This is a genomic window from Allomuricauda sp. ARW1Y1 (assembly GCF_013407935.1).
Lineage (GTDB): Bacteria > Bacteroidota > Bacteroidia > Flavobacteriales > Flavobacteriaceae > Flagellimonas.
This window is the reverse complement of the sequence record NZ_JACBZU010000006.1, coordinates 1-18,441: the sequence shown is the minus strand read 5'-3', so window position 1 is coordinate 18,441 and position 18,441 is coordinate 1. Positions and strand designations below refer to the sequence as shown.

General features: G+C 42.6%; 17 protein-coding genes. 11 read left to right on the top strand and 6 right to left on the bottom strand.

What is annotated here, in order from left to right:
* Window positions 1–2 precede the first annotated feature (2 nt).
* Together serC and GGE08_RS14080 are read right to left on the bottom strand one after the other, a co-directional pair.
* Window positions 3–1,067, bottom strand: a complete 1,065-nt coding sequence (gene serC / locus GGE08_RS14085) for a 3-phosphoserine/phosphohydroxythreonine transaminase (RefSeq protein ID WP_179385530.1) — start codon at window positions 1,065–1,067, stop codon at window positions 3–5.
* Between the two features lie 71 nt (window positions 1,068–1,138).
* Window positions 1,139–2,185 carry an acyl-CoA reductase gene (locus tag GGE08_RS14080; RefSeq protein ID WP_179385529.1) on the bottom strand — a complete coding sequence of 349 codons (1,047 nt, stop codon included), beginning with the start codon at window positions 2,183–2,185 and terminating at the stop codon, window positions 1,139–1,141.
* A gap of 85 nt (window positions 2,186–2,270) precedes the next feature.
* Here GGE08_RS14080 and GGE08_RS14075 point away from each other — a divergent pair, with 85 nt between their 5' ends.
* The 7 genes from GGE08_RS14075 (at window position 2,271) to GGE08_RS14045 (ending at window position 12,214) form a co-directional block, all read left to right on the top strand.
* Window positions 2,271–2,624 carry a 4Fe-4S dicluster domain-containing protein gene (locus GGE08_RS14075; RefSeq protein WP_127141959.1) on the top strand — a complete coding sequence of 118 codons (354 nt, stop codon included), beginning with the start codon at window positions 2,271–2,273 and terminating at the stop codon, window positions 2,622–2,624.
* Between the two features lie 234 nt (window positions 2,625–2,858).
* Entirely contained in the window at window positions 2,859–3,953 is a 1,095-nt protein-coding gene (gene ychF, locus GGE08_RS14070) for a redox-regulated ATPase YchF (RefSeq protein WP_179385528.1), read from the top strand.
* A gap of 68 nt (window positions 3,954–4,021) precedes the next feature.
* Entirely contained in the window at window positions 4,022–4,939 is a 918-nt protein-coding gene (locus GGE08_RS14065) for a DMT family transporter (protein WP_179385527.1), read from the top strand.
* 80 nt (window positions 4,940–5,019) lie between these two features.
* Window positions 5,020–6,576, top strand: coding sequence for a fibronectin type III domain-containing protein (locus GGE08_RS14060; RefSeq protein WP_179385526.1), 1,557 nt, complete (start codon window positions 5,020–5,022; stop codon window positions 6,574–6,576).
* 99 nt (window positions 6,577–6,675) lie between these two features.
* Window positions 6,676–8,544 (top strand): DNA topoisomerase IV subunit B, encoded by a 1,869-nt coding sequence (locus GGE08_RS14055; protein WP_179385525.1) that lies wholly within the window; start codon window positions 6,676–6,678, stop codon window positions 8,542–8,544.
* A gap of 15 nt (window positions 8,545–8,559) precedes the next feature.
* Entirely contained in the window at window positions 8,560–11,187 is a 2,628-nt protein-coding gene (locus GGE08_RS14050; RefSeq protein WP_179385524.1) for a DNA gyrase/topoisomerase IV subunit A, read from the top strand.
* 70 nt (window positions 11,188–11,257) lie between these two features.
* The gene (locus GGE08_RS14045) at window positions 11,258–12,214 is read left to right on the top strand and encodes a sterol desaturase family protein (protein ID WP_179385523.1); all 957 of its coding nucleotides are present in this window, start codon (window positions 11,258–11,260) and stop codon (window positions 12,212–12,214) included.
* 36 nt (window positions 12,215–12,250) lie between these two features.
* On the opposite strand, the gene GGE08_RS14040 is transcribed toward GGE08_RS14045, so the two are convergent.
* Window positions 12,251–12,631: a DNA topoisomerase IV gene (locus tag GGE08_RS14040; RefSeq protein WP_179385522.1), complete on the bottom strand. Its 381-nt coding sequence runs from the start codon at window positions 12,629–12,631 to the stop codon at window positions 12,251–12,253.
* A gap of 32 nt (window positions 12,632–12,663) precedes the next feature.
* A complete protein-coding gene (locus GGE08_RS14035) occupies window positions 12,664–13,074 on the bottom strand; it encodes a helix-turn-helix transcriptional regulator (RefSeq protein WP_179385521.1) in 411 nt (136 codons plus the stop codon).
* A gap of 285 nt (window positions 13,075–13,359) precedes the next feature.
* Between GGE08_RS14035 and GGE08_RS14030 the strand changes: the two genes are divergently transcribed.
* From GGE08_RS14030 to GGE08_RS14020, 3 genes are all read left to right on the top strand, one after another.
* Entirely contained in the window at window positions 13,360–14,469 is a 1,110-nt protein-coding gene (locus GGE08_RS14030) for a M14 metallopeptidase family protein (protein WP_179385520.1), read from the top strand.
* A gap of 93 nt (window positions 14,470–14,562) precedes the next feature.
* Window positions 14,563–15,042, top strand: coding sequence for an Lrp/AsnC family transcriptional regulator (locus GGE08_RS14025; RefSeq protein ID WP_127141951.1), 480 nt, complete (start codon window positions 14,563–14,565; stop codon window positions 15,040–15,042).
* A 14-nt stretch (window positions 15,043–15,056) separates the two neighbouring features.
* Complete coding sequence (locus tag GGE08_RS14020) at window positions 15,057–15,572, top strand: DinB family protein (RefSeq protein ID WP_179385519.1); 516 nt, start codon at window positions 15,057–15,059, stop codon at window positions 15,570–15,572.
* Window position 15,573: 1 nt separating this feature from the next.
* Here the strand turns inward: GGE08_RS14020 and GGE08_RS14015 are convergent, their stop codons facing one another.
* Together GGE08_RS14015 and aroB are read right to left on the bottom strand one after the other, a co-directional pair.
* On the bottom strand, window positions 15,574–15,900 hold the full coding sequence (locus GGE08_RS14015) for a hypothetical protein (protein WP_179385518.1): 327 nt from the start codon (window positions 15,898–15,900) through the stop codon (window positions 15,574–15,576).
* Window positions 15,901–15,993: 93 nt separating this feature from the next.
* Complete coding sequence (gene aroB / locus GGE08_RS14010; protein WP_179385517.1) at window positions 15,994–17,049, bottom strand: 3-dehydroquinate synthase; 1,056 nt, start codon at window positions 17,047–17,049, stop codon at window positions 15,994–15,996.
* 91 nt (window positions 17,050–17,140) lie between these two features.
* Between aroB and GGE08_RS14005 the strand changes: the two genes are divergently transcribed.
* Window positions 17,141–18,313, top strand: a complete 1,173-nt coding sequence (locus GGE08_RS14005; protein ID WP_179385516.1) for a proline dehydrogenase family protein — start codon at window positions 17,141–17,143, stop codon at window positions 18,311–18,313.
* The last annotated feature ends 128 nt before the right edge of the window (window positions 18,314–18,441 follow it).

Sequence of the window (18,441 nt, the reverse complement as noted above, 5' to 3'; positions counted from 1 at the left end):
GATTATCCTTTCTTTTCCAATTCGCTCATAATGTCTACCAAAACACCAACACTTTCCATGGGCAAGGCATTGTACATGGAGGCTCTGTAACCTCCAACGGAGCGGTGTCCATTGATTCCACTTATTCCTGCTTCCTTGCACATATCATCGAATACATCCTTGAGTTCATCATCGGTAATATTAAAGGTGGCGTTCATGATGGAACGGTCTTCCTTGGCAGCAATTCCATAGAATACGGGATTGAGCTCAATTTCGGAATAGATAAGATTGGCCTTACGTTCGTTGATTTCTTCAATAGCGGCAATACCGCCCAAATCCTTTAGCCATTGCATGGTGAGCATGGAAACATACACCGCAAAAACGGGAGGGGTGTTGAACATGCTTTCTTTGGACACATGCACGGAATAATCCATCATGGACGGGATTTTACGGGACACTTTGCCCAAAATATCTTCTTTCACCACAACTAGTGTGGTTCCGGCGGGCCCCATGTTTTTTTGTGCGCCGGCATAAATCAAATCAAAATGGGAGAAATCCAATTGTCTGGAAAAGATATCGGAGCTCATATCGCACACCAAAGGCACATTGGTTTTAGGGAAGTCCTTGATCTGTGTTCCATAAATGGTGTTGTTGGAGGTCAAATGCAAATAATCAAGATCGGTGGGGATATTATATCCCTTTGGGATATACTTAAAATTATCCTCCTGTGAAGAAGCCACCTCTATAACTTCGCCGAACAGACGAGCTTCCTTGATTGCTTTTTGGCTCCAAGTTCCAGTATTCACATAACCGGCTTTGGTATCCAAAAGATTATAGGCGGCCATTAAAAACTGCATGCTTGCCCCACCTTGGAGAAACAGGGCTTGATATCCTTTCCCTTCAAGGCCGAGTAGTTCCAAAGCCAACGAACGGGCATTTTCCATGATGGCGACAAATTCTTTGCTGCGGTGTGAGATTTCTATGAGTGAAAGTCCGATACCGTCGAGTTCCAAAACGGCTTCAGATGCCTTTTGCATGACCTCTGCGGGCAGAATGCAGGGACCTGCGCTAAAATTATGCTTTTTCATTTCCTTGGTTTAAGGAGTAAAGGTCTTAAAAATTGTTGGATATAGGAACGATTTCCAAGCTTAGGATTTCATTAAAGTTGAAGTAGGAACTCCATGGTGTCGATTCCGTCCGCATAGTCCTTTAAACTGGGCTTTTGGGTCTCGCCAAAACCGATATGGTGTCCTTGAATACCTTTGGAAACCACACATTGGATGTGTTCATCCATTTCTTCCAATTGTGCCAACAATTCGGATTCTTCCTCAAAATAAGAGTAAAACAACGCCGAAATAGGGGATGCCAAGGCCTCATCCTCTTTCAGAATTAAAAAGCCGTTGTCCAAAATATTGAATTCGCTCATGAGATATACAGCCTTGTTGTAATCGTAATTGTTGGCATATTTATGCTGGTTGATGATATCCTTGTACGGGTACAGTGCTTGGAACAGCACATCAAAATCGTAGTCTTTGGGCACAAAAATTTTGGATACATTGCGGCAACCCAGACCATAATACCGAAAAATATCCTCTCCTAAGGCATTCAATTCCTCAGGGCTCTCGTTTCCAGACAAAATAGCCACCGAATTTCTGTTTTTTCGAATGATGTTCGGTTTTTTTCCAAAATAGTACTCAAAATAGCGACTGGTGTTATTGCTTCCTGTGGCAATCACTGCATCAAAATCCTTGAGTTTATTGTCAACGAAGTTGATTTTAGTGGAAAGTGATGGCTCTTGTGCTATCAAAAAACGAACAAGATAGGGTAGGAGGAGCTTATCATTGGAAGATTGTTTGGCCAAAACGTTGTGGCCCGAAAGCAGGACGCACAAAAAGTCATGAAAACCGACCAAAGGTATATTTCCAGCCATCACGATACCGATGTTTTTGGGCTGAGTGTCGCTATTGAACTTGTAGTGCGACATCCAATCCAAAATGTTTTTCTCGGTCAGCAGTTTACCCCATTGCTGCAGGGCGAACAGCACATTATCTTCCGTAAACCAACCATTTTGATGACCTGACGCCACAACGACCTCTTTCAATTCCTTATTGATGTTCTGATGGTTATCGTAATAAACATCACAAAAATCCGTTAGGAATTCTCCAAGTTTAACAAAAGCTTTTATGGTATTTGTATCTGGTGCCATTAAATTTGTACACTAATTTAGTAGGGTTTATTTTTGTCAAAAGTAAGCATGCTGATAAAATTCAGCCCAAAAGGAAAAGAAAATTATGGCAATTATTATAACAGATGAGTGCATCAATTGCGGTGCGTGTGAGCCAGAATGCCCAAATACCGCTATTTACGAAGGTGCAGATGAATGGAGATATAGTGAAGGAACTTCATTGAAGGGCGATGTGGTGCTTCCAAACGGGAAAGAAGTAAATGCCGACGAAGTCCAAGAGCCTGTAAGCGATGAAATCTACTATATAGTTCCGGATAAATGTACGGAATGTCAAGGTTTTCACGAAGAACCGCAATGTGCGGCGGTTTGTCCGGTGGATTGTTGCGTTCCGGATGAAGACCATGTGGAAACCGAGGAAGAACTGTTGGGCAAGCAAAAGTTTATGCATCCCGATGGATAAAAAATAAAAATGATTTAATTTAGCCCCGAACCTTAGTTCGGGGTTTTTTATGCAAGAAAACGAAAAAGAATATAACGGTATTTGGAGACACTTGGGCTGTGCACTGTCATTGATTGCCATATTGGGCATGATGGCTGTGTTCATTGTCATTTTCTACCTCTTCCTGCAAAATTATTGATGGGCAGTCACAAAACTTCACCCTATATTTGCACCCTCAAAATACAATGTAATTAGATGAAAGCAGGTATCGTAGGATTGCCCAACGTAGGAAAATCGACTCTTTTTAACTGTTTGTCCAACGCAAAGGCGCAGAGTGCCAACTTCCCTTTTTGTACCATAGAACCTAATATTGGCGTGGTAAACGTTCCCGACCAGCGATTGGAGAAATTGGAAGAATTGGTTAATCCTGAACGCGTGGTGCCTGCCACCGTGGAGATTGTGGATATTGCCGGATTGGTAAAAGGAGCGAGCAAAGGAGAAGGATTGGGCAACCAGTTTTTGGGAAATATTCGCGAAACCGATGCGATTCTGCACGTGCTTCGGTGCTTTGACAATGATAATGTGGTGCACGTGGATGGGTCCGTAGACCCTATTCGAGATAAGGAAACCATCGACATGGAACTCCAATTGAAGGATTTGGAGAGTGTGGAGAAAAAATTGGACAAGGTAAAGCGCGCAGCCAAAACAGGGAACAAAGAAGCACAAAAGGAGGAAGCTGTCCTGACTGCCCTTAAGGAAGGTTTGGAAGCCGGAAAGTCCGTTCGTGCCATTACTTTAAGCGAGGATGACCGAGAAGAATATGTGAGGCCGATGCAGTTGATTACTGACAAACCTGTGATGTACGTTTGCAATGTGGATGAAGAATCCGCAACAAATGGCAACGCCTACGTGGAGAAAGTAAAGGCAGCGGTAGCCGATGAAAATGCAGAAGTTATCTTCCTTGCCGTGGGTACGGAAGCCGATATCACCGAATTGGAAACGTACGAAGAGCGCCAAATGTTCTTGGAGGATTTGGGACTTTCGGAGCCAGGTTCCGCCAAATTGATCCGAGGCGCCTATAAACTGCTCGACTTAGAGACCTATTTTACAGCAGGTGTCAAAGAAGTCCGCGCTTGGACCATACCTGTTGGGGCGACAGCTCCGCAAGCCGCTGGGGTCATTCATACCGATTTTGAAAAAGGCTTTATCCGTGCCGAGGTCATTTCTTATGATGATTATGTGAAATACGGTAGCGAGGCCAAAGTAAAAGAAGCCGGCCGAATGAGGGTAGAGGGTAAGGAATACATCGTTAAAGACGGTGATGTGATGCACTTTAGGTTTAATGTGTAGCCCTTGGGCGTTGTAATCCATCCATTGTTCCGTTTTTCTACCTTTTGGACAAAATCTAGTTTTGTGCTATGTCCAGTAAAGGTTTAGGGGTTTTGTACGGGGTTTTGGGAGTGGTACTCTTCTCTTCCAAGGCCGTGATGGTAAAGTTGGCCTATGGCTACCAAGTGGACACCTTGGATTTGCTCCTGTTTCGCATGCTTTTTTCCCTACCGTTTTACATTTTCATTCTTTTTTTGATTCGAAGAAAGACCACCAACACAACAATCAAAACCAAAGATTATGCATGGCTCTTTGTGTTTGGCTTCGTTGGCTACTATCTGGCCAGTTATTTTGATTTTTTGGGATTGAATTACATCAAGGCGGGACTGGAGCGCATCATCTTATTCGTATATCCTACCATTGTCGTGTTTTTGAGTTGGCTCGCCTTCAAACAAAGAATAACCAAGGTCCAGACCATTGCCATTTTGATTACGTATTTGGGTGTTCTCATTACCTTTTGGGACGAACTCGACCTAGGCGGAAATGAGGTCTTGGTGGGCGGTTTTCTGGTCCTGCTGAGCGCCATCACCTATGCTTCTTATTTGGTGGGCAGCGGTTGGTTGATTCCCAAATTTGGCGTGCTTCGATTTACGTGCTACGCCATGATTGTCTCTACCCTCTGCATTTTGGTGCACTATCTGTTTGCGGGTGACTGGGGGCTTATGGGGTATCCTTGGCAAGCCTATGCCTACGGGGTTGCCATGGCCATTTTTGCCACGTTGATTCCCTCTTTTCTGGTATCCGCGGCCATTGAGCGCTTGGGTGCCTCCAATTTTTCAATTTTAGGAAGTTTGGGTCCAGTTTCCACCATTTTGTTGGCCTATGTATTTTTGGATGAAAAACTGACCTATTGGCAATTGGCTGGAATGTCCATTGTGATTTTTGGGGTGACCTACCTCTCCGTTCAAAGTAAAAAATCTGAAAATAATAGTTCAACCGTAGGTTAAGTCCTTTTATTTCAAATTTCGTCGAAAAAACTTACCAGAGTACCATATTAATTTGTTTCTTGCTCTCAAATATGTTTTGAATGAAAATTTTATTCACCCCCTTTATTTTACTTTTTTTACTATTGGCTTCATGTTCTTCCAACGATTCGGATGAAATTCAAACAGAAAACCCAATTAGCCTTCCAACTATTTCCACAGTGGAAGTTACGACTATAGGCCAAACTTCGGTCACCGTCAGTGGATCGGCATCCTATGATGGTGGAGCTAACATAGCCGACAAAGGCATTGTTTGGGGATTAAATTCGAATCCTGACTTAAACTCTAACAAGAAATCTTCTGGTTCTGGTACAGGAAACTTTGTTGCGCAAATAACTAATTTAGAACCCAATACGACCTATTACTTTAGGTCTTATGCTACAAATAGCAAGGGAACATCTTACGGTCAACAATTGACTGCCACAACACTCAATTCCGAACCGCAAGAAATTGTATATGAAGGTGACGTAGTGCTGGGTACCCAACAAGAAGTGGAAGATTTTGGAGCAATCGGTTACACAAAAATCACTGGAAGGTTGTTTTGCGGAGGTAATCAAATTACGTCTTCAAAAATAACCAGTCTACAGGCACTTTCATCCATTAAGGAAGTTGGTTCGCTTTGGATAAATTACATGGATGACTTGGAAAATTTAAATGGTCTGGAAAACATAACCGATATCAATGGAGTGCTTTATATTAAAAGCAATCGTGCTTTAAATGATTTAAGTGGTTTAAGAAACGTGGTTAACATAGATGGTTTATTAAGCATCTATCGAAATGATAAACTTACTTCAATAAATCGATTTGATGCCTTGAAAACAGTAGGGGATATACAAGTATTTGATAATGAAACCTTAAAAATTGTTGATACATTTAATGAGGTAAGTGAAACGAGAGGTTTTTTATTTCAACAGAACGAAGGGGTTGATTATATAGGTGGATTTTCCAAGCTAAAAAAGTTGGAATATTTAACCATTAAATCTAATAGTGGCTCTTTTTCAGTTGACTCTTTCCATGAGGTTGAAGAAATGCAGGGATATCTTTTTGTAAATCGCAATAGGGAAATGACCAGCTTTAAAGGTTTTGAAAAATTAGTGACTTCACCCGAGGCAATTCAATTTGTGGAGAATAGAAATCTGACTTCCATCTCAGGATTCCACGTCATTAAAGAGTTAAAATGGCTTTTAATGTTTGTAAATGGTATAAATTCTTTGAATGCTTTCGATAGTCTAGAAATAGCTGATGAAATAGATTTTTCAACAAACTTTGGGACCTATAATCTGGGTGGTTTTGAAAATTTGCACAAAGTGAACTCACTTGCTATTGATAACAATGAAAATATGAGCCAACTAAATGGTTTTAATAATCTTGAGGAGGTAGGGCTATTAAAGATTGATTTAAATGCAAAATTAACTAAGATCAATGGACTGACCTCTTTACGAAAATGTACTTCCATCCAAATCGCCTCCAACCCTGTATTAACTGATTTTTGTGGATTGCAAGCTCTTTTTGTGAACGATATTGACTTGGAGCCATCTATAGAAAACAACGCCTATAACCCAACAAAACAAGAGATTGCTGAGGGCGATTGTTTCCAATAGCTATCAACAATACAGTTTTTTTATTGTTGATTACTTTCTACCGCACACCCTTTTATTTTTGCTCCGAAATTTTATATTGCATGGATTAACCCTTTACTAATGGCAGATACCCAATATACTGAGGATAATATCCGTTCGCTGGATTGGAAGGAGCATATTCGCATGCGCCCGGGGATGTACATTGGAAAATTGGGCGATGGTTCTTCTGCGGACGACGGTATTTACATCCTACTCAAAGAGGTGATCGATAACTGTATCGATGAATTTGTGATGGGAGCCGGAAAGACCATCGAGATCAATATCAAGGACAATACCGTCCATGTTCGGGATTATGGCCGGGGTATACCTTTGGGCAAAGTGGTGGATGTGGTCTCCAAAATGAATACCGGTGGTAAGTACGATACCCGTGCGTTTAAAAAATCCGTGGGACTAAATGGAGTGGGAACCAAAGCCGTAAATGCGCTTTCTACCTATTTTCGCGTTGAGTCCAACCGGGACGGAAAATCCAAGTCGGCCGAATTTGAAACCGGAAACCTGATCAATGAAGAGCTGTTGGAAGAATCTTCACGCCGAAAGGGAACCAAGGTGAGTTTCACACCCGACGAAACCATCTTCAAAAAATACAAATACCGAAACGAGTATGTGGAACGCATGCTCAGAAACTACGTCTACCTTAATCCAGGTCTCACCATCGTTTTCAATGGTGAAAAGTTCTATTCCGAAAATGGCCTTAAGGATTTATTGGAGGACAATAATAATGAGGACGACTTCCTGTATCCCATCATCCATTTGAAAGGAGATGACATTGAAGTGGCCATGACCCACAGCAAGACCCAATACAGTGAGGAGTACCATTCCTTTGTTAACGGTCAGCATACCACCCAAGGGGGAACGCATCAATCTGCATTTAGGGAAGCTGTGGTTAAGACCATCCGTGATTTTTATGGTAAAAATTATGACGCTTCGGATGTCAGGAAATCCATCATCTCCGCGGTTTCTATCAAAGTAATGGAGCCCGTCTTTGAAAGTCAGACCAAAACCAAATTGGGTTCCACCGATATGGGCGGGGATTTACCCACAGTTAGGACCTTTATCAACGATTTTGTCGGAACACAACTGGACAATTATCTGCATAAGAATCCGCAAACGGCGGAAGCGCTACAGAAAAAAATAGTACAGGCCGAAAAGGAACGCAAGGAACTTTCGGGCATAAGGAAACTGGCCAGGGAACGTGCCAAAAAAGCCAGTCTCCACAATAAAAAATTACGCGACTGCCGTATTCATTTGCAGGACATGAAAAAGGACAGGCGATTGGAAACCACCCTTTTCATTACCGAGGGTGATTCTGCATCCGGTTCCATCACCAAATCACGTGATGTGAATACCCAGGCCGTGTTCAGTCTCCGCGGAAAGCCTTTGAATTCCTATGGAATGTCCAAAAAAATCGTGTACGAGAACGAAGAATTCAATCTGTTGCAAGCGGCGTTGAACATCGAGGACTCCATGGAAGACCTTCGGTACAACAATATCGTAATCGCCACCGATGCCGATGTGGACGGAATGCATATCCGTTTGCTGTTGATTACCTTCTTTTTGCAATTTTTCCCCGAATTGATCAAGGAAAACCACTTATACATCCTCCAAACCCCACTTTTTCGGGTGCGCAACAAAAAAGAGACCATTTACTGTTACAGTGAGGAGGAAAGAAGACAAGCCATAGAGAAACTCTCCGGAAAACCTGAAATCACCCGATTTAAGGGATTGGGCGAGATTTCCCCGGACGAGTTCAAAAACTTTATTGGTGACGATATCCGTCTGGAACCTGTAATGCTCGACAAGGCCATGAGCATTGATGCCCTGCTGAAGTTTTACATGGGCAAGAATACGCCGGACAGACAGGATTTTATCATCAACAACCTTAAAGTGGAGCTTGACCTTGTTGAAGAAAACCAACTACAACCCAAATAAATGCTGCCTTTCTAAATGGAAGAGAACGAAGAACTGAACGATGAAAGTTTAGAAAACCAAGACGAGTCCCAAGATAGCCTGGTGAAGGTCACCGGGATGTACAAAGATTGGTTTTTGGATTATGCTTCCTATGTAATTTTGGAGCGCGCCGTACCTGCCATCGAAGATGGATTTAAGCCCGTACAACGCCGGATCATGCATGCGCTCAAGGAGCTGGACGATGGCCGTTACAACAAAGTGGCCAACGTAGTGGGGCATACCATGCAGTACCACCCCCACGGTGATGCCAGTATCGCCGATGCCATGGTGCAGCTAGGGCAGAAGGACCTGCTGATTGACACACAAGGAAACTGGGGGAACATTTTAACTGGCGACGGTGCCGCAGCCTCTCGATACATCGAGGCCAGATTGTCAAAATTTGCCCTTGAAGTGGTGTACAGCCCAAAGATTACGGAGTGGCAACTTTCGTATGACGGCCGGAAAAAGGAACCTGTCCATCTCCCTGTGAAATTTCCGCTCTTGCTCGCACAAGGAGCAGAAGGGATTGCCGTTGGTCTGTCCACCAAAATATTGCCCCACAACTTTAATGAATTGATTGATGCATCCATCAAGCATCTGAAAGGCAAGCGATTTACCTTGGTTCCCGATTTTCCCACCGCTGGGATTATTGATGTGACCAATTATAATGATGGCATGCGAGGCGGAAAAATTAGGGTTCGTGCAAAAATATCGACCTTGGACAAGAACACCTTGGTCATCAACGAAATCCCGTATGGCACCAACACATCCTCTTTAATTGATTCTATCTTAAAGGCTAATGACAAGGGGAAAATCAAAATTAAACGGATAGAGGACAATACTGCGGCAGAAGTGGAAATTTTGGTCCATTTGCCCAATGGAATCTCTCCGGATAAAACCATTGACGCACTTTATGCCTTTACGGCCTGCGAAAGTTCCATATCGCCATTGGGCTGTGTCATAGAGGATAACAAGCCTTTATTTATAGGGGTCAAGGAAATGTTGGAGCGTTCAACGGACAATACGGTTGAACTACTTAAAGCAGAACTTGAAATACAGCTGGGCGAACTCGAAGAGCAGTGGCACTTTGCTTCGTTGGAGCGTATTTTTATTGAAAACAGGATCTATCGGGATATTGAGGAGGAAGAGACCTGGGAAGGTGTTATCGCTGCCATCGATAAAGGATTGAAGCCCCATATTTCCCATTTAAAAAGGGAAGTCACTAAGGACGACATCGTTCGGCTGACCGAAATCCGCATCAAACGGATTTCAAAATTTGATTTGGAAAAGGCCCAACAACTTATTGATAGTTTGGAGGAAAGGATTGCCGAGACAAAGCATCACTTGGAGCATTTGGTGGAGTATGCGATTGCTTATTTCAAAGAACTCAAAAAGAAATATGGCGAAGGCCGGGAGCGCAAATCCGAAATCAAAATATTTGATGATATCGAGGCCACTAAAGTGGTAATCAGAAATACCAAGTTATACGTCAACAGGGAGGAGGGTTTCATAGGAACCTCCTTGAAAAGGGACGAATATGTAACCGACTGCAGCGATATCGATGATATAATTGTATTCACCCAAAAAGGGGAGATGATGGTCACCAAAGTGGACTCCAAGGTGTTTGTTGGGAAAAACATCATTCACGTGGCCGTATTCAAAAAGAAGGACAAGCGCACCACCTACAATATGATTTACAAAAGCATGAAAGGTGGGCCCAGTTATGTGAAGCGATTCAACGTTACCAGCATGACGAGAGACAAGATATACGACCTTGCAGGCGACAAGGCCTCCTCGGAAGTCTTGTACTTTTCTGCCAATCCCAATGGTGAGGCAGAAGTGGTTACCATAATGCTACGTCAGTCCGGTAGCATCAAAAAATTGAAGTGGGACCTTGACTTTTCTGATGTATTGATCAAAGGCCGAAGTTCAAAAGGAAATTTGGTCACCAAATACGCCGTAAAGCGCATCGAACTCAAAGAAAAGGGCGTATCCACCCTTAAGCCTAGAAAAATTTGGTTCGATGATGTGGTCAACCGATTGAATGTAGATGGAAGAGGTGAGCTTCTGGGAGAATTTAAAGGGGATGACCTGCTTTTGGTGGTCGACCAAAAAGGGATTGTTAAAACCATTCCGCCTGATTTGCTCACCCGATTTAGCGATGATATGATTGTACTGGAGAAATGGAATCCGGATAAACCGATTTCTGTGGTGCATTACGTTGGGGACAAAGAACGTTTTTACTTGAAACGATTCTTGATCGAAAATCCCAACAAAGAGGAAGTAGTCATTGACGAAGACCCGAAATCCTACTTGGAACTGGTATCCACAGATTGGAGACCCATGTTGGAAGTAGAGTTCATAAAACCGCGCGGCAAAGACCCCAAACCAAATTTGGAGGTGAATGTTGAGGAATTTATTGCGGTTAAGGGCATAAAGGCCATTGGAAACCAACTGACTCCGGAAAAAGTAAAAAGTATTAATGTTTTAAGCCCACTGCCTTACGAAGAGCCGAAGGAAACTAGGACCGAGGATATCGAAGTAGTGGACGAAGAACAAATAGACAACGATGATACTGATATTGAAACAAAGAATGATGGTTCCGACCAAACTACTTTGTTTTAACCCTTTTTATAGTTAATTTGCTCGTTTAGAATAACACATGTCAAAAGCACACATTGCTTAAAATTTCTTTATGGACTTTACAAACCCCCTGGTCTATGGCGTGCCAGTATTCATTGCCTTTATCTTACTTGAATTAACATACAGCAAAACCCACGATCACGACGAGCTTTACAATTGGAAAGATTTGGCCGCCAGTGGTTTTATGGGAATAGGTTCCGCTATTTTGGGGCCGTTGTTCAAAGTTGCTTTTGCCATACTGCTATTTGAGGGAACCTACGAACTTTTTAATCCAGTAGTTGACGGGGTAAGGACCAATATTATGGGCTATGCCTCATTTGGTTATGCTTGGTATGTTTGGATTCTGTGCCAACTGGCAGACGATTTTACGTATTATTGGTTCCATCGGGCCAACCACGAGGTCCGTATTTTATGGGCTGCACATATTGTGCACCACTCCTCAGATAATTTCAATTTAGGGACGGCCATCCGCAACGGTTGGTTTACGATTTTGTACAAACCCTTTTTCTATATATGGATGCCCGCTATCGGTTTCCCTCCAGAAATGGTTTTGGTATGTTTGGGTATCGAAGCGCTTTGGCAGTTTCAATTGCACACGGTTTACGTTCCAAAGCTCGGGTTTTTGGAAAAAATATTCAACACCCACACCATGCACCAGGTGCACCATGCCCAGAATGTAGAGTATTTGGATAAAAACCATGGAGGATTCCTGAATATTTTTGATAAGATGTTCGGTACATGGAAAGAACTCGATGATGATATCGATGTAAAATACGGAGTGATTCATGCGCCGAATTCATACAACCCTGTGGTGATATTGACCCACGAGTTCAAGGATATTTGGAACGATGTCAAAAAATCCAAAAAGCTTTCCCATAAGCTGATGTATATCTTTGGACCTCCTGGATGGAGCCACGACGGTAGCACACTTACCGTAAAACAGCAGCAACGATTATTTGAAAAGCATAAGGAATCCAGTCCTGAGTTGGCATACCAACGACCCAATTAGCAAGCGCTAAGAGCAATCGTAGGGAAAGGCAACGTTCTAATCTTCGATTTTTTCCGCGGTACCTTTAAATTTTTTGTTTTCGCCCACAATGTTGTACTCAAACGTATAGGATGATTCCGAAGTGGTAAGTATTTTAATGTGGATAGGTCTTTCCTCCGCCTTATTCTTAGGGTTCAGATTTTTTAAGATGTACTCACAATCGTTGATCCAACGAACAGAAGAAGAATCCACTTTACCTTCAAATTCGTCAATCTCCATTTCCAAGGTTCTGTGGAAGACGGTCTCCTTTTCTTCACCGTTAATGGTTGCTTTAAAGGAGAAAGAACCCGTTTTAAAATCTTCACAATTACGCTCAGGAGGTTGACCACAGGCAAACATCAAAAAAATCGACAGGGTAGGAAATAAACGTTTTATCATAAATACAAAGTAACGGAAAGAACGTGAAAGCATCAATCCTTTTTTGTGTGATACGTTTTAAAAGTTCCGTCGGGGTAGAAAAACACAATTTTATCAGGTTGCCCAGTTGAAATGTTTTTTTGGGAAGGGGCAGGAAATTCAAGTTTGGGATTGTCAGAAATCAATTTTTCTTGGAAAATATCCTCCTGCGGTTCAATTTTAGATTTCTCAGGTAGAAACTCCTCTTTAGGAAAATTTCCTTCTCCCTTCAATAGCCAATAGAGATCCACTTCGGGGTAGGTGTTCACCAACTTCATAATAAAATCCAAGCTAGGTTTATTTCTTCCATTCAATAAATGGGAGATACTGGAACGCTGTACACCAATCTCATCCGCGAAGGCTGAAACGGACAATTCCAAATACTCAATAACCTGCTCTATACGTTTGACAATATCTTTGTTCACAAATGTAAATTAATGTATCTCAAAGATAATCTATTCATGCGAAATTCACTATTAAAGTCGCTAAAGAGTGTACGAATATGTAAAGTAAAAGTATAGATTACGATATATATAATATTGATATAGAAATATATAATTAATTTAACTAACGTAAGGTTTACAAATGTATAGACTCACCCTTAAATGAGCTTAAATGGATGACACAAATGTATCCATCTGATTCTTACGATTGTTTACACTTGTAAAGATGTGTATGGTTACTTTTGTAAACTTTAATTCCACCGATCCATGCTAGATTATTCACGGTTTAAAGAACAGTCCATAAAAGGCCGATATATCAATAAGGACTCCATTCAAGGCTGTTTTGAAAAAGTACCCTCTCCATTAACCCATATAGGCGATTCGGTCAGGGGGATTCCCCTACATGCCTTTACCATGGGTGGCGGCGGTAAAAAAATCCTCATGTGGTCGCAAATGCACGGGAATGAATCCACCACTACCAAAGCGGTCTGGGATATGGTGAATTACCTACAGTCCGATTTGGAAGATGCAAAGCACATTTTAAAGGAATGCACCCTTATGGTGGTTCCAATGCTAAATCCGGATGGAGCGGACGATTATACCCGTGAAAATAGCAACAAAATCGACCTGAACAGGGATGCTAAAAATCTATCCCAACCAGAAAGCATTGCCCTGCGGGATTTGTTCGAACGGTTTCAGCCCGATTATTGTTTTAATCTTCATGACCAACGTACCTTATTTAGTGCAGGTGAGAATAATAAACCAGCTACGGTTTCCTTTTTGTCCCCAGCGAGCAGTCCGGAGCGGGACATTACGCCCAATAGGGAAGTGGCCATGAAGTTGATTGCCGCCATGAACCATCGTTTACAAACATTGATTCCCGGGCAGATTGGCAGGTATGATGATGGCTTTAACGATAACTGCGTAGGGGATACGTTCCAAATGCTCGGCATTCCCACCGTATTGTTCGAATCTGGCCATTATCCCAATGACTATGAAAGGGAGAAAACACGTGAACTGATTTTTGTGGCCTTGATTGAAGCTTTGCATACTATAGCGAACGATACCATCGAAGCTTTTAATACGGGAGACTATTTTTCCATTCCCAATAACCACAAATTGTTTTTTGATGTATTGGTGAAAGATCCAGATTTGGTGAATGGTGCATTTGAAACCGGACAGTCCGTTGGGATTCGGTTTAAAGAAGTGCTGCAAGACAAAAAGATTATTTTCCGCCCCGAGATAGCGGAAATAGGTGATTTGAATCGCTATTATGGCCACCAGACCATAGAATGTATTGATTCCAAGGATTTTGGCTTTTCCCCGGAACAGCACGAAATACTGGATTTACTTCGTGAATTCAAGAATCTAAAGTAGTTTGGGCGAGGTTCTTGCGTTTTATTTAAAAAATAACCAATTTTATTACGTAAATTTCCTTTTTTAACTAATTTTGCTGCAAAATTTAATGTAATGAACAAAGTTAAACTCGACGAAATAGATCACCAAATTTTGGACATGCTGATCGATAACACCCGTACCCCTTTTACGGACATCGCAAAAAAGTTGCTGATTTCCGCAGGTACGGTTCATGTCCGCGTCAAAAAAATGGAAGAGTCAGGAATCATCAAAGGTTCTTCCCTAACACTTGATTATGTTAAATTGGGCTATTCCTTTATAGCTTATGTCGGGATATTTTTGGAGAAAACGCACCAGACCAAGTTCGTTTTGGAGCGATTGAGCCAAATACCCTACGTTACCGTGGCCCACATCACCACGGGCAAGTTCAATATTTTCTGCAAGATCCGGGCTAGGGATACCACGCATGCGAAAAACATCATCTTCAAGATTGATGATATCGATGGTATCAGTAGAACCGAGACCATGATATCCTTGGAGGAGAGTATCAACGACAAGCGACGGTTGATGCATACCATCTTCAACGAGCTGTAATCCTTTTTACACCTATGTTACTTTCGGAACTTCCCACTTCGGAATACAATCCCTTTTACCATACCTACGTGATGGCATTGGGGGACGTTGATTTGTTGGATGAATTACGGAACGGAAAGCAGGTTCTGCTATCCTTATTGGAAGAAATCCCCGAAGAAAAACTAACCTATGCCTATGCCGAGGGCAAATGGACCTTGGCAGAGGCATTGGTACATATGTTGGATACGGAACGGATTTTTCAATATCGGGCCCTCTGTATTGCCAGAAACGATAAAAGTGAATTCCCCGGCTTTGACCAGGATGCCTATGTTCCTGTTTCGAACGCCAATAATCGCAGTAAAAAGGATTTGATCGATGAATATGTGGCCGTACGGGATTCCTCCATCACGCTTTTTGCTTCTTTGGACGAGGAAGCGCTCAAAAGGGTGGGAGTGGCCAGCGGCTCAAAAATGAGTGTTCGCGCATTGGGTTTTATCACCAGTGGTCACCAAGCGCACCATGTTCGCATTTTGAGGGAAAGATATTTATAGCCTAATAACTGTCCTCACTTTCCAACTCGTCGGAAGTGGGCTCGTAAGCCTCGAAAGAATCCTCCTCAAATTCCGAAGCCACCAACTCCTTATCCAACTCTTTTTCAATGGTTTCTTCAAAATTGGCGATAAAGTTGGAAAGACTCTTGCTGATTTTTACCAGATAGATGGTATCCTCAGTACGTACTTCCACTACTTCCAGCACTTCGCCATTCGGTTTTTTAATGGTGATGATGTCGTCATCGCCATAACCATAGGGATAGGCATCGATTAATCTGGCGGCTACGGCGTGATCCAGTTTTTTGTAGTCAATCAAAATTCGTTTCATAATGGTCAGTTATTACGTTAATCCTAAGCTAGGAATTTTCGAATTTGATTTGACCAAAGAGTTGCGAACGCAAAAAAAGAGTATATAAAAGGGCTATTCCCTGTAGTAAGCAAAAGCTTTTGGGAACAATTCCTCCGGAACCTTAATGTCGGTAACGGCGTCTCCAATGGCTTGCAACAGCACAAAATTCACATTGCCATGGGAATTTTTCTTGTCGTACTTCAACAATTGTAGAATGGCATCGATATCCTCCGAGGTGAATTCCACACGGTTAAAATGAGCCAAAAAACCATTTTTGATATCGTCCACGTCCAATCGGGAGAGCCCACGGAGCTCGTGGGACAGGTAGCCTTCCAAAATCATCCCGGCAGCAATGGCCTCACCGTGCAGCAAAGTACGTTTGTTCGGATTGTCCAAACTGTAGGATTCGATGGCGTGCCCAAGGGTATGGCCAAAATTCAGGATTTTGCGCAGACCTTGTTCCGTAGGATCCTGCAGCACCACTTCATTTTTAATGGCAATGGATTTTTGGATACAGGCAGGGTCGGTAAAGTTGCCATTGTTCGTCAGTTCGTTCCAGTAGTCTTTATCCTGAATGAGACCATGCTTTAGCATTTCCGCAAAGCCGCTTTTGGTCTGTCGTTCGTCAAGGGTTTGTAGAAACTCTGGAAAAATAAGGACCATTTGTGGCTGGTTAATGACCCCTATCTGGTTTTTTAATGACCCCAGATCCACGCCCGTTTTTCCTCCAATGGAAGCATCGACCATAGAGAGCAGGGTAGTGGGGATATTTACGAAATCGATGCCTCGCTTAAAGGTAGATGCTACAAAACCGCCCATATCCGTAAGCACACCGCCACCAAGGTTGATCAGCAAGCTTTTCCGGTCACCATCCAAATGGGAAAGTTCTTCCCAAAGCTTCAAACACGTGTGGATGTGCTTATGTTCTTCCCCCGAAGGAATCTCTAAAATGGAATCGACCTCATGCTCGAACATATCCAAAAACAAAGGCTTGCAATGCAGTTTGGTGTTCTCATCCACCAAAAGAAAGATTTTGGAATACTTCTTTTGACCAACATGCTGGTTCAGAGCAGCTTTGGCCAATTCGTTGATGTGTACCTCGTAGGACTGTGATTTAACCGACTCCATAATTTTAATTACACCACTAAATAAAGACTATTTTTATATATACGGTTCTAGTTTGCGTACTTATCTTTGAATCTTTAATGGATGATAATTAATGCGACCAAATTTTGAGAATACTGCAATAGCCTTTGAGCTAAAGTCGGACTCCCAGTTGGAGCGAGCCTATTTCTTATTCAAATTGATTTCAAAGGAACCCCTGGTGCGTATCGGTACCGCGGTGACCAATTTTGCCATAAAGGCCCATTTGCCCGTAGAGGGATTGATCAGGGCGACCGTTTTTGACCATTTCTGCGGAGGGGTCAACGAAAAGGACTGTTTGCCCATTATTGACAATATGTATGGTAACGGGGTGTACTCCATTTTGGATTACTCCGCGGAAGGCAAGTCGGTGGACAATCAGTTTGACTTTGCCATGGAAAAGACTTTGGAGATTCTCGATTTTGTAAAGGAAAAGGATGCCATGCCCTTTGCGGTGTTCAAACCCACCGGTTTTGGTCGTTTTAAGTTATTTGAAAAAGTATCCCAAGGAAGTGAGCTATCGGAAGACGAACAAGCAGAGTGGGGCCGTTTGGTGAACCGTTTTGACAGAGTCTGCCAAAAGGCACACCAACTGGATGTGGCCCTGCTGATTGATGCCGAGGAAAGCTGGATGCAGGATGCCGCGGACAATTTGGTCCTCGACATGATGCGAAAATACAACAAGGAAAAAGCGATTGTTTACAATACCTTTCAAATGTACCGCTGGGACCGTATGGGCTATATCGTGAAGTTGCACGAAATGGCCAAGGAAGAAGGATTTAAGATTGGTGCCAAGGTAGTGCGCGGTGCTTACATGGAGAAAGAAAACGATAGGGCAGAGGAAAAAGGATATGAAAGCCCCATCTGTAAAAACAAACGCCTGACCGATGAAAATTTTGATGCTGCCATTGATTATATGATGGAGCATTTGGAAGATTTTTCCATCTTTTCTGGCACACATAACGAGAAAAGTACCTTGAAACTGGTAGATTTAATGGAAAAACGCGGCATCGAATCCAACGATGGCCGTATTTGGTTCGGACAGTTGTTCGGGATGAGCGACCATATCACCTACAATTTGGCTGCGCAGGGGTACAATGCCGTTAAGTATGTGCCTTACGGACCCGTGAGGGATGTAATGCCCTATTTGATTCGCAGGGCGGAAGAAAATACCTCTGTAGCTGGACAAACCTCCAGGGAACTGGCCTTGATTGAAAAGGAACGGAAGCGGCGGAAGTTAGAGGATTAGTTTTGTAAATAATTTGACTGATAATCTTAGCTTTTTGTAGCCTTCCCTTTTTTAGGACATCGCTAAATTCATAAAATTATCATTAATGTCGTCTGTTTCGGGGAAGAATTCTTCCCCGAAACGGTTCT

What these genes read in the sequence shown, in the direction of transcription:
- aroB (WP_179385517.1), bottom strand. Translation starts at nt 17,049, where the DNA reads ATGGAGTCGGTTAAATCACAGTCCTACGAGGTACACATCAACGAATTG.
- GGE08_RS14015 (WP_179385518.1), bottom strand. Translation starts at nt 15,900, where the DNA reads ATGAAACGAATTTTGATTGACTACAAAAAACTGGATCACGCCGTAGCC.
- serC (WP_179385530.1), bottom strand. Translation starts at nt 1,067, where the DNA reads ATGAAAAAGCATAATTTTAGCGCAGGTCCCTGCATTCTGCCCGCAGAG.
- GGE08_RS14080 (WP_179385529.1), bottom strand. Translation starts at nt 2,185, where the DNA reads ATGGCACCAGATACAAATACCATAAAAGCTTTTGTTAAACTTGGAGAA.
- GGE08_RS14040 (WP_179385522.1), bottom strand. Translation starts at nt 12,631, where the DNA reads ATGATAAAACGTTTATTTCCTACCCTGTCGATTTTTTTGATGTTTGCC.
- GGE08_RS14060 (WP_179385526.1), top strand. Translation starts at nt 5,020, where the DNA reads ATGAAAATTTTATTCACCCCCTTTATTTTACTTTTTTTACTATTGGCT.
- GGE08_RS14065 (WP_179385527.1), top strand. Translation starts at nt 4,022, where the DNA reads ATGTCCAGTAAAGGTTTAGGGGTTTTGTACGGGGTTTTGGGAGTGGTA.
- ychF (WP_179385528.1), top strand. Translation starts at nt 2,859, where the DNA reads ATGAAAGCAGGTATCGTAGGATTGCCCAACGTAGGAAAATCGACTCTT.
- GGE08_RS14050 (WP_179385524.1), top strand. Translation starts at nt 8,560, where the DNA reads ATGGAAGAGAACGAAGAACTGAACGATGAAAGTTTAGAAAACCAAGAC.
- GGE08_RS14045 (WP_179385523.1), top strand. Translation starts at nt 11,258, where the DNA reads ATGGACTTTACAAACCCCCTGGTCTATGGCGTGCCAGTATTCATTGCC.
- GGE08_RS14020 (WP_179385519.1), top strand. Translation starts at nt 15,057, where the DNA reads ATGTTACTTTCGGAACTTCCCACTTCGGAATACAATCCCTTTTACCAT.
- GGE08_RS14030 (WP_179385520.1), top strand. Translation starts at nt 13,360, where the DNA reads ATGCTAGATTATTCACGGTTTAAAGAACAGTCCATAAAAGGCCGATAT.
- GGE08_RS14055 (WP_179385525.1), top strand. Translation starts at nt 6,676, where the DNA reads ATGGCAGATACCCAATATACTGAGGATAATATCCGTTCGCTGGATTGG.
- GGE08_RS14075 (WP_127141959.1), top strand. Translation starts at nt 2,271, where the DNA reads ATGGCAATTATTATAACAGATGAGTGCATCAATTGCGGTGCGTGTGAG.
- GGE08_RS14025 (WP_127141951.1), top strand. Translation starts at nt 14,563, where the DNA reads ATGAACAAAGTTAAACTCGACGAAATAGATCACCAAATTTTGGACATG.
- GGE08_RS14005 (WP_179385516.1), top strand. Translation starts at nt 17,141, where the DNA reads ATGCGACCAAATTTTGAGAATACTGCAATAGCCTTTGAGCTAAAGTCG.